This window comes from Aeromonas sp. ASNIH8, from assembly GCF_002919855.1.
GTDB lineage: Bacteria > Pseudomonadota > Gammaproteobacteria > Enterobacterales > Aeromonadaceae > Aeromonas > Aeromonas caviae.
In genome coordinates this window covers 1-14989 of record NZ_PQLN01000011.1, presented here as the reverse complement: position 1 = coordinate 14989, position 14989 = coordinate 1, and the positions used below count along the sequence as shown (strand labels likewise).

10 protein-coding genes are annotated in these 14989 nt (G+C 56.7%); 1 reads left to right on the top strand and 9 read right to left on the bottom strand.

The window, feature by feature from the left end; translation table 11 throughout:
• Window positions 1–62: 62 nt before the first annotated feature.
• Window positions 63–1190 (top strand): multidrug effflux MFS transporter, encoded by a 1128-nt coding sequence (locus tag C3418_RS04700; RefSeq protein WP_103858068.1) that lies wholly within the window; start codon window positions 63–65, stop codon window positions 1188–1190.
• Between the two features lie 4 nt (window positions 1191–1194).
• On the opposite strand, the gene C3418_RS04695 is transcribed toward C3418_RS04700, so the two are convergent.
• The 9 genes from C3418_RS04695 to C3418_RS04645 form a co-directional block, all read right to left on the bottom strand.
• The gene (locus C3418_RS04695; RefSeq protein WP_042879730.1) at window positions 1195–1878 is read right to left on the bottom strand and encodes a response regulator; all 684 of its coding nucleotides are present in this window, start codon (window positions 1876–1878) and stop codon (window positions 1195–1197) included.
• Window positions 1879–1916: 38 nt separating this feature from the next.
• Complete coding sequence (locus tag C3418_RS04690) at window positions 1917–4505, bottom strand: sensor histidine kinase KdpD (RefSeq protein WP_010672298.1); 2589 nt, start codon at window positions 4503–4505, stop codon at window positions 1917–1919.
• Window positions 4506–4607: 102 nt separating this feature from the next.
• On the bottom strand, window positions 4608–5135 hold the full coding sequence (locus C3418_RS04685) for a potassium-transporting ATPase subunit C (protein WP_103858067.1): 528 nt from the start codon (window positions 5133–5135) through the stop codon (window positions 4608–4610).
• A 60-nt stretch (window positions 5136–5195) separates the two neighbouring features.
• The gene (gene kdpB / locus C3418_RS04680) at window positions 5196–7253 is read right to left on the bottom strand and encodes a potassium-transporting ATPase subunit KdpB (protein ID WP_103858066.1); all 2058 of its coding nucleotides are present in this window, start codon (window positions 7251–7253) and stop codon (window positions 5196–5198) included.
• 55 nt (window positions 7254–7308) lie between these two features.
• Window positions 7309–8991 carry a potassium-transporting ATPase subunit KdpA gene (kdpA, locus tag C3418_RS04675; RefSeq protein WP_103858065.1) on the bottom strand — a complete coding sequence of 561 codons (1683 nt, stop codon included), beginning with the start codon at window positions 8989–8991 and terminating at the stop codon, window positions 7309–7311.
• Between the two features lie 574 nt (window positions 8992–9565).
• Window positions 9566–11941, bottom strand: a complete 2376-nt coding sequence (locus tag C3418_RS04665) for a DUF4238 domain-containing protein (protein WP_103858064.1) — start codon at window positions 11939–11941, stop codon at window positions 9566–9568.
• A 20-nt stretch (window positions 11942–11961) separates the two neighbouring features.
• Window positions 11962–12420 (bottom strand): hypothetical protein, encoded by a 459-nt coding sequence (locus tag C3418_RS04660; protein ID WP_103858063.1) that lies wholly within the window; start codon window positions 12418–12420, stop codon window positions 11962–11964.
• Window positions 12417–14462, bottom strand: a complete 2046-nt coding sequence (locus C3418_RS04655) for a hypothetical protein (RefSeq protein WP_103858062.1) — start codon at window positions 14460–14462, stop codon at window positions 12417–12419. The genes C3418_RS04660 and C3418_RS04655 overlap by 4 nt, the downstream gene beginning before the upstream one ends.
• A gap of 427 nt (window positions 14463–14889) precedes the next feature.
• A complete protein-coding gene (locus C3418_RS04645) occupies window positions 14890–14985 on the bottom strand; it encodes an integrase core domain-containing protein (RefSeq protein ID WP_225522578.1) in 96 nt (31 codons plus the stop codon).
• Window positions 14986–14989: the final 4 nt, after the last annotated feature.

Genomic DNA, 14989 nt, shown 5'->3' with positions numbered 1-14989 from the left:
TTATTGTAATCGGACAAGTTATCCCTCTCTAGAATGGCGACCTCTTGTGAAGGAGGTGTGTCATGAACAACAGGTTGCCACCGCGCTGGCTGGTGGTCGGATTGATGATGTTTCCCCAGATAGTGGAGACCATCTACAGCCCGGTGCTGACCCATATCGCCACTGAGTTTCGGGTGAGCGAGGGGCAGGCGTCCCAGACCCTGTCGGTCTATTTTCTGGCGTTTGCGGCGGGCGTGGTCTGCTGGGGCCGAGTGTGCGATCTCATCGGGCGGCGTCCCGCCATGCTGGCGGGGTTGCTGACCTATGGCGCCGGCACCCTGCTGGCGTTGCTGGCCACTCAATTTGAAACCCTGCTGCTGGCCCGGGTCATCGCGGCCTTCGGCGCCGCCGTGGGTTCCGTGGTGACCCAGACCATGCTGCGCGACAGCTATCAGGGCAGCGATCTGGCGCGGGTCTTTTCGGTGATGGGCATCGCACTCTCCCTCAGTCCGGTGCTGGGGCTGGTGAGCGGCGGCCAGTTGGCGAGCGGGTTCGGCTATCTGGGGGTATTCAGCGCCCTGCTGGTGTTGGCAGTCGGATTGCTGCTGGTCACTTGCTGGCAACTGCCGGAAACCCGGCCGGCCATCACCCAGCGGGTGGCACTCTGGCCGCTGGCACAACGGATGGCGCGTGATGCAGCCTTGTGGCGCAGCGCCGCACTGGTAGCGCTGTTCAACACCATGCTGTTTGGCTACTACAGCCTGGCTCCCTTTCTGTTTGCCGGGCTGGGGTTGAGTGCGGGGGAGTTCGGTTACTCCGGCATCGTGCTGGCGCTGGCGACCCTGGGGGGCAGCCTGCTCAACAAGCGCCTGCTGGGGCATGACTGGTCGCCTGCCTCGTTGATCCGGCTCGCTGCCGCGTTGGCGCTGGGGTCCGGCTGGCTGGTGTGGGCCAGTCAGACTTCGCTCTGGTTCCTGCTGCCCATGATGGGGGTGGTGGTGGCGTTCGGGCTAGCGATCCCCAATGTGCTGAGCCAGGCGCTGCTGGCCTATCGGGAGGTGGCGGGCAGTGCCGGGGCCCTGTTCGGGCTCGGTTACTACCTGTTGCTCAGCCTGGGGTTGGCGGTTGCCGCCAGCTTGCAGGATCTCGGGCTGCTGCTCGGGGGATGCGGTCTGCTGGCCTTGTGCTGCGGTTGGCGTCGTTCCACGTGAAACATCAGCTGCCGATAAAACGGTAGCCGATGCCGGCTTCAGTTTCGATCAGGGTGGGTTGCTGGGGGTTATCTCCCAGCTTCTTGCGCAGGCTGGCGATGACGATGCGCAGGTAGTGGGTATCTTCCTTGTGGCTCGGTCCCCAGATGTCGATGAGCAGCTGGGTCTGTTGTACCAGCTTGCCGGGGTGGCACACCAGCGCCTGCAACAGGGCGAACTCCTTGCGGGAGAGGGGGATCTCCTCGCCCTGCAGGGTGACTTTGTGGCTGCTGCTGTCCAGGGTCAGGCCACACTGGGGGAAGTGGCGGCATTCGCCGCTGGTGGCGCCGACCCGCTGGCGCAGCAGCACCCGGATACGGGCCATCATCTCCCCGACGCCGAACGGCTTGCTCATGTAGTCGTTGGCCCCCGCATCCAGCAGCCGCACCTTCTCCTGCTCCGAGTCCCGCGCCGAGAGCACCAGCACGGGATTGGCGTGGTGCTCGCGGATGGCGTGCAGGATTTGGATGCCATCACCGTCCGGCAGGCCCAGATCCAGGATCACCAGGTCGGGGTTGAGGTGGCGATACTGCGCCATCCCCTCGGTGACGCCGACCGCCTCACTCACCTGATGTCCTTCGGCGATCAGGCTGATCCGCAAAAAACGGCGGATGGCCGCCTCGTCGTCGATGACCAGTATGTGAGCCATTCAGCCTCCCGTTTGCTGATTGAAAAGGGCGGCGACCATCAGGCCGCCGGTGCGTTGAGGGCCAGCGGCAGGGAGATGCGCATGCAGGTGCCGTTGCCGTTGGGGCCGGCGAATGCCCAGATGCGGCCGCCGTGGACCTCTATCATAGCGCGGGAAATGGCGAGGCCAAGCCCGGTGCCGCGGCTGCCGCAGTCGCCGACCGGCTGGGTGTAGAACAGATTGAAGATCTTGTCCCGATCCGACTCGGCGATGCCGACCCCGATATCGATGATGTCGATGATGAGGTCTGGGTCCGCCAGCATCACCTTGAACTCGATGGGGGTGCCGGCCGGCGAGTAGCGGGAGGCGTTGTCGAGGATGTTGACCAGCACCTGCTCGATCAGGGCGCCGTGCACATAGAGCCGGGGGATCTGCTGATCGAAGTGCACCAGCAGCTTGTGCTGGCGCCAGGAGGAGTCGAGCCGGCGGCGGGCGCTCTCCACCAGATCCGCCAGGTCGACCCAGTCCCGTTTCAACTGGAAGTCCGGTGAGCCGATGCGAGTCATGTCCAGCAGGTTTTGCACATAGCCGTGCAGGCGGCGCGCCTCGTCCTGCACCGAGTGCAGCAGTTCGATGCGGTCCTCCGCACTTATCCGGTCCCCGTATTCCAGCAGGGTGCTGCCAGCCCCCATGATGGTGGCCAGCGGCGTCTTCAGGTCGTGGGAGACCGAGGAGAGCAGGGCGGCGCGCATCCGGTCGGTCTCCGCCTGCAACTGGCTGTCCGCCAGCCGCTCGTTGAGATCGATCCGCGCCAGGGCGGCGCGGATATCGGTGAGCAGGGCCTGTAGCTGGTGCTCGGCGGCGGAGGTGAGCGGGCTGGCCAGCCGGATGCCCAGCACCAGGTCATCGCCGAGGTGATGATACTGGGCCTCGGCGGCGTTGAGGGTGGCGGTATGGGCACCAGCGCTCTGCTTCTGGGCCAGGCACCAGTCAATGGCGGCCTTGTCGGTCTGGCCCGGCCCGGTCTGGGTGTCACCGGCCCGGTACTGGTAATCCCCATCGAGCGCGAACACGGGCTGCCCAAGGGCGAGGGCGATGGCCTGGGTTCCCTGTCTCAGCACGTCCACCGGGCTGCTGGCGGTGGCCAGCCCCTGGCTCAGGGAGAGCAGGGCGTTACCCAGTTGCTGGGTCTCGCGCAGACTGACCAGTTGCTGACGCTGGCGGGAGGCGAGGCGCCCGGCCGCGATGCCGACGATGAGCAGCACGAACAGGGTGAGCAGGTCGCTGTGGCTGGCCACGCTCAGGGAGAAGTAGGGGAAGGTGAACAGCAGATTGTGGCCGACGAATCCCAGCACGGCGGCCAGGATAGCGGGGACCAGGCTGGTGGTGAGCGCGGTGGCCAGCACCCCCAGCACGAACAGCATGGGCAGGGAGGCGGGGGGCAGCCAGTGGGAGAGGGCCCAGACCGCGGCCGAGGTCCCCCCCATGATGGCCACCGCGAGCAGGCTCTGGCGAAGCTCACCCGGGCCTGCCGTTGGCAGGGTCAGGCCGGGCTTGCGCTTCTCGGTATCCACCAGCGTGATCTCGAATCCCTGCGCCTGTTTGAGCAGGTGTTGTACCAGGGATCGACGCCAGGGCGGGTTGCGGGATTTGCCGAGCAACAATTGGGAGACCTGCTGCTGTTCGGCGGTCTCCAGCAGGGCATCGGCCACGGCCGGGCTGGAGAGGGTCAGCACCCTGGCCCCCAGTTGGGAGGCGAGGGCCAGCGCCTGCTCCAGCTCGGGGGAGCGCTGCCCCCTGCTGTCGATGTGCACCACCAGCCAGGGCAGTTGCCTGCGCTGGGCGAAGCGGTGGCCGTAACGCACCAGGGCGGCGCCGTGCTCATCCCCGATGCAGACCATCAGCTTGCCCCGCAGCGGCAAGGTGGTCTTGCCGGCGGCCTGCCACTGCAACTGCAGATCCCCCTCCACGTGGCTGGCGGCGGTCTGCATCGCCAGCTCCCGCAGGGCGGTCAGGTTGTTGAGGGAGAAGAATGACTGCAGGGCGGCCTTGGCCTGGTGGGGCACATAGACCTTGCCCTCCTTGAGGCGGCCGAGCAGCTCCTTGGGGGGGAGGTCGATCAGCACCAGGCTGTCGGCCTCCAGCAGCACCTGGTCCGGCAGGGTCTCCTTGACCCTGACCCCGGTCAGCTGCCACACCAGATCGTTGAGGCTCTCCAGGTGCTGCACGTTGAGGGTGGTGTAGACGTCGATGCCGGCGCCGAGCAACTCCTCCACATCCTGCCAGCGCTTCTCGTGGCGGCTGCCGGGGGCGTTGCTGTGGGCCAGCTCGTCCACCACGGCGATGGCGGGCTTGCGCGCCAGCAGACCGTCCAGATCCATCTCCTCCAGCCGCTGCTGGCGGTGCAGGTGCAGTGTGCGCGGCAGGATGGCGAGTTTGTCGAGCAGGGCCAGGGTCTCCTGGCGGCCGTGGGTCTCCACCACCCCGATCAGGATGTCGACTCCCTCCCTGGCCTGCTCCCGCACCGCCTGCAGCATGGCGTAGGTCTTGCCGACGCCGGGGGCCGCGCCGAGAAACACCTTCAGCTTGCCCCTGTGCTCCTGCTCCAGGCTCGCCAGCAGGGCGTCTGCCCTCACTTCATCACGCATCCCCGTGCTCCCGTTGCATCGGCCGAACTGCGGCCGTGACCTCATTGCTCATGCTTGTCCCCGTTGTCGAAAGGGAGCCTTCCCGAACGGCAAGGAGCGCCCTCAGGCGCCCTTTTGATGATCGAGTTGCAGGTTCAACTGGAGAATGTTGACCACCTGCGGGCCAAGGATACCAGCTTGTGCCGCCGACTTGACCTGCTCCGTCAACTGAACGGGATCCAGCCCCCGTTGCCCGGCGACCCTATCCACCTGGGCCAGTGCTGCATCGAGGGGCAGATGGGGATCGAGGCCGGAGGCGGAGCGGGTCAGCAGGGCGGGGACCCTGGCTTCCGGCTGCGCCCTGGCCGCCGCTGCGGCAAACTCGGCCCGTAGCGGCGAGCTCATCCCCAGGTTGCTTCCTCCGCCACCTATGGTGGCGAAATCGCTGGCGGAGGGGCGGGAGTGGAAGTAGTCGGCCCGCTCGAACTTCTGGGCTAGCAGGGCGCTGCCGACCACCTGCTGCTTGGCGTTGGTGAGCAGGCTGCCGTTGGCCTGCCAGGGGAAGAGCAGCTGGGCCAGCCCGGTGACGGCCAGCGGATACGCCACCCCCAGCAGCAGGGTCAGGGTCAGCATGGTTCTGATTGCGATCATGATGTGTTTGCTCCAAATGTGTTGGGTGGATGCGGGCCTGCCCCGCATCCGGTGATGCCGTTACACCAGCCCCAGGCCGGTGATGACCAGGTCGATCAACTTGATGCCTATGAAGGGCACTATCAGGCCGCCGACGCCGTAGATCAGCAGGTTGCGGCGCAGCAGGCTGGCCGCCGTTCCCTTCAGGCTGACCCCGCGCAGGGCCAGCGGCACCAGCGCGACGATGATCAGGGCGTTGAAGATGATGGCCGACAGGATGGCGCTCTCGGGGCTGCCCAGCTGCATCAGGTTCAGCACCCCCAGCTGCGGATAGGCGGCGATAAACAGGGCCGGCAGGATGGCGAAGTACTTGGCAACGTCGTTGGCGATGGAGAAGGTGGTCAGGGCGCCGCGGGTCACCAGCAGCTGCTTGCCCACCAGCACCACGTCCAGCAGCTTGGTGGGGTTGGAGTCGAGATCCACCAGGTTGCCAGCCTCCTTGGCGGCCTGGGTCCCCTCGTTCATGGCCAGGCCCACGTCGGCCTGGGCCAGCGCTGGTGCGTCGTTGGCGCCGTCCCCGCACATGGCGACCAGCCGGCCGTCGGCCTGCTCCTGACGGATGTAGGCCAGCTTCTTCTCCGGCGTCGCCTCGGCGATGAAGTCGTCCACCCCGGCCTCGGCGGCGATGGCGGCGGCGGTCAGCGGGTTGTCACCGGTGATCATCACGGTGCGGATCCCCATGTGGCGCAGGATCTGGAAGCGTGCCTTGATGCCCGGCTTGATGATGTCCTTGAGGAACACTACCCCCAACAGCTTCTCGTGGGTGCAGACCAGCAGCGGGGTACCGCCCTGGCGGGCGATGTTGTCCACCGATTTGAGAATGAGCTCGGGCACCGCCTTGCGATCGAGCGAGAGGTAGCGCAGCACCGCGTCCACCGCGCCCTTGCGATAGTGATGGCCGTTGCGATCCAGCCCGCTCAGCCGGGTCTCGGCGCTGAAGGGGATGATGATGTCGCTCTCCAGCTGGCTCGGTCTGGTGTGGCTCTTGCCCGCCAGGGTCAGGATGGATTTGCCCTCCGGAGTGTTGTCGCCGAGCGAGGCCAGCATGGCGGCCTGGGCCAGCAAAGAGGGGTCCACACCGGGGGCCGGGATCAGCTCGTCCGCCATCCGGTTGCCGAAGGTGATGGTACCGGTCTTGTCCAGCAGCAGGGTACGCACGTCGCCGGCGGCCTCCACCGCCCGGCCCGACTTGGCGATCACGTTGAGCTTCACCAGCCGGTCCATGCCGGCGATGCCGATGGCGGAGAGCAGGCCGCCGATGGTGGTCGGGATCAGGGTGATGAACAGCGCCAGCAGATAGAGCCGGGGCACCTGGGTGCCGTTGTAGTCGAGGAACCAGGGCAGGGTGGCCACCACCAGCAGGAAGATCAGGGTCAGCCCTACCAGCAGGGCGTCCAGCGCCATCTCGTTGGGGGTCTTCTGCCGCTTGGCCCCTTCCACCAGGGCAATCATGCGATCCAGGGTACTTTCGCCCGGGTTGTTGGTGATACGCACCCAGATCTCGTCGGAAACGACAGTGGTGTTGCCGGTCACGCCGCTGCGGTCGGTGCCGGACTCGCGGATGACGGGGGCGGATTCGCCGGTGATGGCCGCCTCGTTGACCGAGGCGATGCCGGCGACCACTTCGCCGTCGGCGGGGATCATTTCGCCGCTGCGCACCAGCACCAGATCGCCCTTGAGCAGGCTGGTGGCCGGTACCCACTCGCCCTTGTCATCCTGCGGGCTGGTGACCCGACGAGCCTTGAGCTGGCTCATGCCGGCCTTCAGACTGTCGGCCCGCGCCTTGCCGCGCCCCTCGGCCAGGGTCTCGGCGAAGTTGGCAAACCAGAGGGTGAGCCAGAGCCAGGCGGTCAGCTGCCAGGCCAGAGAAGGAGCGACGCCGGAGAGCGGTTGCCCCAGCAGCGACTCCAGGGTCGCCATCACGGCCGCCAGCCAGAGAGTGAACAGGATGGGGCTGCCAAACAGCGCCCTGGGATTGAAGCGATAGAGGGCTTCCACCATGGCCTGCAGGATCTGTGATTTCTGTTTCTTGCCCTTCACCTGAATGGTGTCGGTGCTCATTGAAGCGGATTTGCTCATTGGAAAGCTCCCTGCATCGAGTAGTTGGTCACGCAGATCAGTCGGAGGTGCAGCATCAGAAGGCTCCTCCCAGCAGGCTCAGGTGTTCCGCCACCGGGCCCAGCGCCAGCACCGGCAGGAAGGAGAGACCCCCCATCAGCAGCACGGTGACGATCAGCAGGGTGATGAAGAGCGGGCCGCTGACGGGGAAGTCCCCCTCGCTTCGCTCCTGACGCGGGGCGCGGGCCAGCTGGCCGGCGATGGCCAGCACCGGAATGATGTAGCCGAAGCGGCCGAGCAGCATGGCCAGCCCGATGGCGATGCACTGCCAGCTGTCGGCGGCGGCAAAGCCGGCGAAGGCGGAGCCGTTGTTGCCGGCGGCCGAGGCGTAGGCATAGATCAGTCGTGACAGGCCATGGGGGCCATCGTGACCGATGACGGTGGCGGAGTTCGGCATCAGCAGGGTAATGCCGCCGATCACCAATACCCCGACCGGCATCACCAGCATGCTGGCGACCACCCACTTCATCTCGGTGATGCCGAGCCGTTTGCCCAGATAGGTTGGGGTGCGCCCCACCATCAGGCCGCACAGGAACACGGTCAGCAGCACGAACAGCATCATGCCGTAGATGCCGGCACCGACGCCGCCGAACACCACTTCACCCAGCAGCATGTTGATCATGCCGACCATGCCGCCGAGGGGGGTGAAGCTGTCGTGCATGGCGTTGACCGAGCCGTTGGAGGCGGCGGTGGTGGCCACTTCCCAGATGCTGGACAGCACGGGGCCGAAGCGACTCTCCTTGCCTTCCCAGTTGCCGGCTTCGCTGGTGAGGTGGGCGAGGGCGGGATCCGGTTTCAGCTCCTGGCCGATGGCGAGGCAGAGCCCCAGCACCAGCATGATGGTCATGGCGATGAGGATGGCGCGGCTGTGGGCCAGATCCTTCACGTAACGGCCCAGGGTGCAGACCATGGCGGCGGCCAGGGTCAGCAGGGCGACCATTTCCAGCCAGTTGGAGAGGGCGGTGGGGTTTTCAAACGGATGGGCCGAGTTGATGCCGAAGAAGCCGCCGCCGTTGGAGCCGAGCTGCTTGATGGCGATCTGGGAGGCGGCCGGGCCGAGCGGCAGCAGCTGCTCCTGGCCTTCCAGGGCGTGGAACGGCAGGTAGGCCGACAGACTCTGGGGCACCCCCTGCCAGACCAGCAGCAGCGCCAGGATCAGCGCCATCGGCAGCAGCACGTAGAGGCAGAAGCGCACCAGATCCTGCCAGAAGTTGCCGAGGTGGGTGGTCTGCTGGCGGGCGATGCCGCGAAACAGGGCGATGGCGACCGCGGCGCCGGTGGCGGCGGAGACGAAGTTCTGGGTGGTGAGCCCCACCATCTGGCTGAAGTAGGAGAGGCTGGCTTCGCCGGAGTAGGCCTGCCAGTTGGTGTTGGTCATGAAGCTGACCGCAGTGTTGAAGGCGAGTTGCCAGTTCAGTCCGGGCAGCTGCTGCGGGTTGAGGGGCAGCAGACCCTGCGCCAGCAGGATCAGGAACAGCAGGCCGAAGCCTGCGCCGTTGAAAGCCAGCAGGCTGAGGGCGTAGGACTTCCAGTCCTGCTCGCGCCCGTCCGTGCCGCAGCAGGCCAGGGTGGCGCGCTCAAGCGGGGCGAGCCAGCGACTCTTGCCTTCAAACACCCGATAGAGGTAGTTGCCAAGCAGAGGCGCCGGCAGCAGCACCAGCAGCACGAACGCGACGGGATAGATGATCTCTTGCCACATATCCGGTTCCTCACTCATGGGTGCGCGCGAGAGCGCGCAGCAGATAACCCGCGAGGGCGAGGACCAGCAGCAGATATAGCCAATTCATAACGACTCCGTTGAGGTAATTAGCGTCAGGGATCGATGCATATCCGTGTCGATCCCATGGGGCTCATTGACGCTGAAAGGGTATGTAAAACGGGCGTAAAGGCGCCATAAAGCCCAATTTGGCTGGCGTAAAATCGGCGTAAAGAAGGCAGGTTTTGTTGGCTGGTGGACAGGCAAGGCACAAAAAACCCGGCCAGGGCCGGGTTTTGGTAGCAAGTGGTGGAAGCTGACCCGATGGTGATGAGGTCAGCTTCAACCCCGCTTATCGCATGGTCATGGACTACCTACACAGATTGACTATGAAATAAATCTGGAAATCGTTGTATGGTAGGGCTTAGTGGCCTTTTCCAGAAAAATAGTAATTTTTTGCTATTTTTCCTATTTTTCAACTTTTGATAGCCCAATTTTTCCAGAACTTCCCCCTGATAGATGACCACCCTTTCACTTCTCGAACAGGTACATTGATTGAATCATGAATTGTACTGCTTCAATCTTGGATGCTAATACCGTAAACAGACCTGACATATCTGTCATACCTCAAGCAACTAGAGCGAGCTAGTAGCCGTTGTACGTTGACATCATGGAAACCACCTTCGGGACTCGAAATTTTGAACTGGGACAATAGAACTTGGTCAGTAACTTGCCCAAGTTGTCTCATAAGATCAGAAGCTTGCCCAGCTAAGTTGGCTAATTTACTAGGGTCGCGGTTATTGTTCAAAACCATCTGATCCATGGTTTTAAGCCATTTTCTAGCAGTGGAAAAATTACCTTGAGATTTTCGATATGTATCTAAAATTGCTTCGTCAATCGGCAACGAATTAAAAGTATTATGAGCATTATCCCATGGATAAGTCGCAATTCCTTGCGGCCTATGTTGAGCTGCCATCATCTCATTCCATCTTGATCCGCTGTCAGTAACTACTACAGAACCTGTCACTTGAGCAATTAGTAACGACATTTCATAGTTGGGCGCCATTCTGAATAGCATGAATTGACTATTATCTTTACGATCAACTTTTTGAAGCATCACAAGTGGTGAGACATCTGCTTGCTGCTCTAATAGATCAATCGTTTGAGTTGCATGATCATTATCAAGTCCAAATTGATTTATCAGTAACTTAACTCTTGCTTCTCTGGACATCATAGATGTTGAGTTCAATACATCTTCAATGCACATTCCAAAATGTAGCTGACGATCTTGCTCATTCAGAATATTTTTCTGATTGCCACGCTTACCAGCCATCTCCATGACAGCTCTCATCAGAGGCATGTCAAACTCGCTTGGATCAGGGATTAAATTAACTAATCCAAGTCCTATATATGGTTCCAATTGCAGCATGAACAAGAAATCTTTTAAGGCTTGATATTTGTATCTGGATGGATTCTCTATTGGACTAAACTCTGGCCGGACGTTGTTAGGATTGGTTATTGGGGTCTCAATTAAAAACTCATCAAACATTGATGTCATTGGCAATGCATTAACACTAATAGTTCGAATGTCCAATATGCCACTATATAAACCTCTAAATTTTCCATCAGGCTTTGGAAATAGTGAGTAAATATCTGTATCGCGAGGCCACAAAATAGAGTAATACTCGTAAATAGTTTTAATCTGATTATCTGAAAGCTCTTTTCTTACATCTAACCATGTTTTGCCGCTATCTAGTCCGAGAACATCACGGATGCAGTTACAAAACATCAAATTTCGCTCTCGGATGCTGACAGCACTCCATGTTGTGCGCAATTCAAGAGGGGTTTCTCGACAGCAATTTTTATATTTTTTACCACTTCCACAACCGCAAAAATCATTACGGCCTAAGAGAGACTCATCAAGATCTTTTTTTAGGTATTTGTTTTCTGGTGTTGTTCTACCGAATTCATCCTGATAGTGAACTGTTCCATCTTCAAATTGAGCATACATTTCTCCACCAAAAATCACACCTTCTTTCGGTGGTAACAAGACGTGCCTTAAATCAGCCCAGTCACAAGTAACGCTGTGCTCGGGGTATAGCCATTCCTCTTTACCTGCGGCAACTGACACTTGTGCTCTACTTTTAATGATGTAGTTAATTTTTGTGACTTCATCAGCAGTTAGCTTTCGTGTATTAATAAATTCAATCGTGTTGACCATGCTATGACGCATTCGGCCTGGGTTAGTACGTTGTTCAAGTGGGTTTACGTTTTCAGGATCCCGAGCATATTCAAGATTTGTTAGAATCAGGCAACGATTTTTATCTAGTGGAAATATCGTTTGAGACCCTTTTAGTGCAATGTCAGGGTCATTCGGATAATCACATAACTCCGAGTCGGGTGGACAGGAATAGTTATAAATGGTGATCGGGTGATCTGATAGTACGAATTTAATATCTGAATTTTCAGCTGACACCAACTCTCGCACACCTTCTGCCCACAACGTACAGTGTATAGAACGTAATAACTGCATTTCAGTCATTAACTGTTGTTGGTTAAGTTCATGGTATTTACTTCTAATCCAGTCCAAACCTTTTGGTGTTCGAAGCTTCTGTGCATCTAAGTAAATAAAGAAATCGTTAAAATTATTGTGCCACTGGGCCTGATCGTCGGTTAGAAATGCACGAATAGCTTTGGAGCCATTATGATCTATTGGGCCAAATAACTTCCGTTCTATATCATCGCTTACATCTTCACCGAAGAGAGTTGAGTAGAGATGTTCCCCATAGAACTGTTGAGCCGGAGTATGCCATTTTTTAAATGTTTTCACCTTCACCTCACCATTAGGTAAGGGGAACTCCCGACGAGTTAAGTAGCAGAGCTGGTCATCACGATCGCTCATGAAACCTTTCTGATGCCATTGTGGGATGTAATGGTTGTTTTTAGTTATCATCCGATCAACCTCAAAATCAATTATTTTATTGCTGTGATCATGCCGCGTTTTAATATAATCAGTTCCTCTTTCAACTCTGCATTTTCGTACTCCAGAGCACTGATTTGAGCTAGCGCTTTGACGAGCTTATCATTTAATTGATGCTGAGCAGCAGCAAACAATGCTAGCTTGTTTTTTTCAGCCTCGTACTTCTCCTTGTAGTTCGTTTTAATTCGCTTTTGCTCGTTGAGCTTGGCTCGCACGGCTTGAATCTCTGGCACTACCTGGTTGCCTCTATCTGTAGAGATTTTTGCTTTGGCGGCTTTTACTTTGGCAACAAACTCAGGGTAGTAATAGCCGCTACCATTGCCTAGGTTAGCCTCCTCCTCTACAGCTCTGACGCTGAGTTTGCGGCTCTTAGGGATACGTTTAGGCTGACCTTGTATGATGCGTTCCAACGCCGCCTCTAAGACCATTAAGGTGTTCTCACTTTTGTTCATACTGTCGTTACCTTAAGTTCAGGCTCAAAGGGGGTATATATCATGCCAAAGTCTGACATTACATTTTCTGCTGCTCGTATCTGAGTGATGTAATGGCTGCGTTCGGTCACAGAAATATCGTCACCTGACGCCATATAAGCGATTAAACTGTTGTGTTTTTTCTGCCACCATTTGGCTTGTTGCTCGTCAATAATGCTACTGCCAGAACCACAATCTACGCAAAATTGTGGTGTGACAACACCATCCATATCGCAGTCGTATCCCGACTTACAATAGCTGTGCATAGAGCCATGAAGGGTTAGTTTCCCCTCTTTAACCGCTTTGTAAATCACCTCCCAAGAGCCATAAATGGTTGGCACATCACCGCGCATCTTCATAATGGCCTTACCATGGGTTCCTGACAGTGTTTCATCCGAGTGCCATTGCTTGAAAATTTTATTTGCTGTGCATTCAGCATTAATGTCAGCCAATAAGTTACGCATCTTGTCATCAATTTTTAAATTGTGAAAACTAGCTAGTTTTCCGCCATTGGTGTACCACTCCGTCATAGACAAATATAGATGCTTAAACTGTTGCTTAAGCGCAACCAAGGTGCCAAAGCGGTTTTTAATGCAATAAAATGCCAGCGTGCGCCTAAATTGGTGTGGAGTCAAAGGCCAAGGTTGCCCTGGTACTACGTCCTCTTTCACGCGTACCAATGATCGAGGGTTAGACATAAGGCACTCTTGGTAATCGGCTTCGGTAACAGAGAAATCAAACTGACGACAAAAGCGCTTTAATCGCTCACTCCAATTGTTGATAAGTACAGGAGGTATTGAGCGTTTATATTGATTTACCCATAGTGTATTAGCGTATTTTTCATTCGGGTAGTTAACGTCTTTTCGCCAGTTTTCCGTAAGTACGGTCATCAGTTCAATGGCAATTTTTGATGATGCGGCCGTCACCCATGTTTCACGCTTTTCACCGAGCTTAAAGCTGTGAGATTGCAGCATGTGGTAATCCCGCCCCTCGAACGTATCTTTGTAGTAACAGCCAGGAGCTAGTTTATTCAGTTCCGAGTCTCGCATTCCACTAAAGCCGCCACAGATAATGTAACTTGCGGTGATGAGATTTGATAAGTAACGTTGGAAATGGTGTCCATGCGTTAATTTAATGCTGGGGAGTTTGTTGGCTAAAGTGGATAGAATTTTTCTCTGCCCTTGAGGTTTGTTATCTACGATTGCAGAAGCGTATTTATGTCTGTTGATGCTCCCATCAATATTAATAAAAGAAAACATTGATCCAGATTTAATCTTCACATCCAAGATGCTCTTAGCTAAATTATAGTTTTCTTGTAGGGCTTTTTCTGTGTCTGAAATTAGTTTCCGGTGTGGGTAAGCACTCTCTACTAACTCAATCGCTTTACCATAGATGGCATCACATAAGCGCTCTGGAATCACGAGAGTTTGTTGCGCCTCCTTCGAACTGAGGGACTTCGCTTTTATATTGGCTTTAATGGGAGTTAAGCCCAATTCTAACTTGTGCCACGAGGCAAAGTCTGTCGCAGCATTAACTGCAACAAAAGTTTGTTCGAGCGCACTCTGGGATAATTTTTGGGATATCAAATAGTTCTCAAACTCTACCCAGATGTTTGAATGAGATAGTGCGCTTAGGGAACTGAGATTGCTTTTAAATAAAAACTGGTAAGCGCGTTTAATTGCCGTAAGCCGAACATAAACACTCGAAAATTTCACTGCCTTTATATTCTTAGGACTTTTGTTAAATAACCAACCATAGGTGATAAGTTTAAGCTCTCGTTGCAGTTTTGGCGTATAGTCGAACTCTTTGAAATTAAGGTTATTTGCATTTTTTTTTCGAGAAAATGGCATGCAACTCCAAACGTTTTGTCCAAAGCTGGCAGTAACCTGACCATCTATGTCTTTGCAGACTGTGACAATATCAAGTTTGTCAAATTTCCCTTCATGGTAGAGTTTGACCACATCTATGTCCTGAACTTTATGCTGATCAGGAAAACTGCTGGAATAGAGGTGTGTCGTGTCCATTGTTTTACCTTCTGGGTTGGGGCAGCAGATTTAACAGATATGCACTGTCGTCCCAGGCTGGGTGTAAACCTTCGTCATTTAACTTTTCTTCGGCTTGCTTTAGTATCTTTTTATTGATGGTCGGGCATATGTTTAAATCTATAAAGTTAATGATTTTCTGGAAATTTTTGCGGTAGTGGCTGGCATCCAAATGTAGATACAGCGACTCCTCAATACATGCCTTAAACGACAGTAAACACCAAATGTCAGAAACAGACTGAACTATTACTTGGTCAGGGCAGCCGAAGCAAGCTAGCAGATCTGCGCAGGCTAAACGCTCCCCCTCTTTAAGTAGTCCATGCTGTTGCGCTTTGCGTGCGTATTTATCAGACCTTTCGCCAAAGGGGGCCTTACAACTTCCTGTAATGACCCAGCCGTTCCTGCACAACTAAGCGGCTTCGGCATAGGCCTGCGCCGGTGTTTTCATCTTTAGCGCCTGGTGAGGACGCTTCTGGTTGTAAAACTGGATCCAGTCGCCAATCACCCGA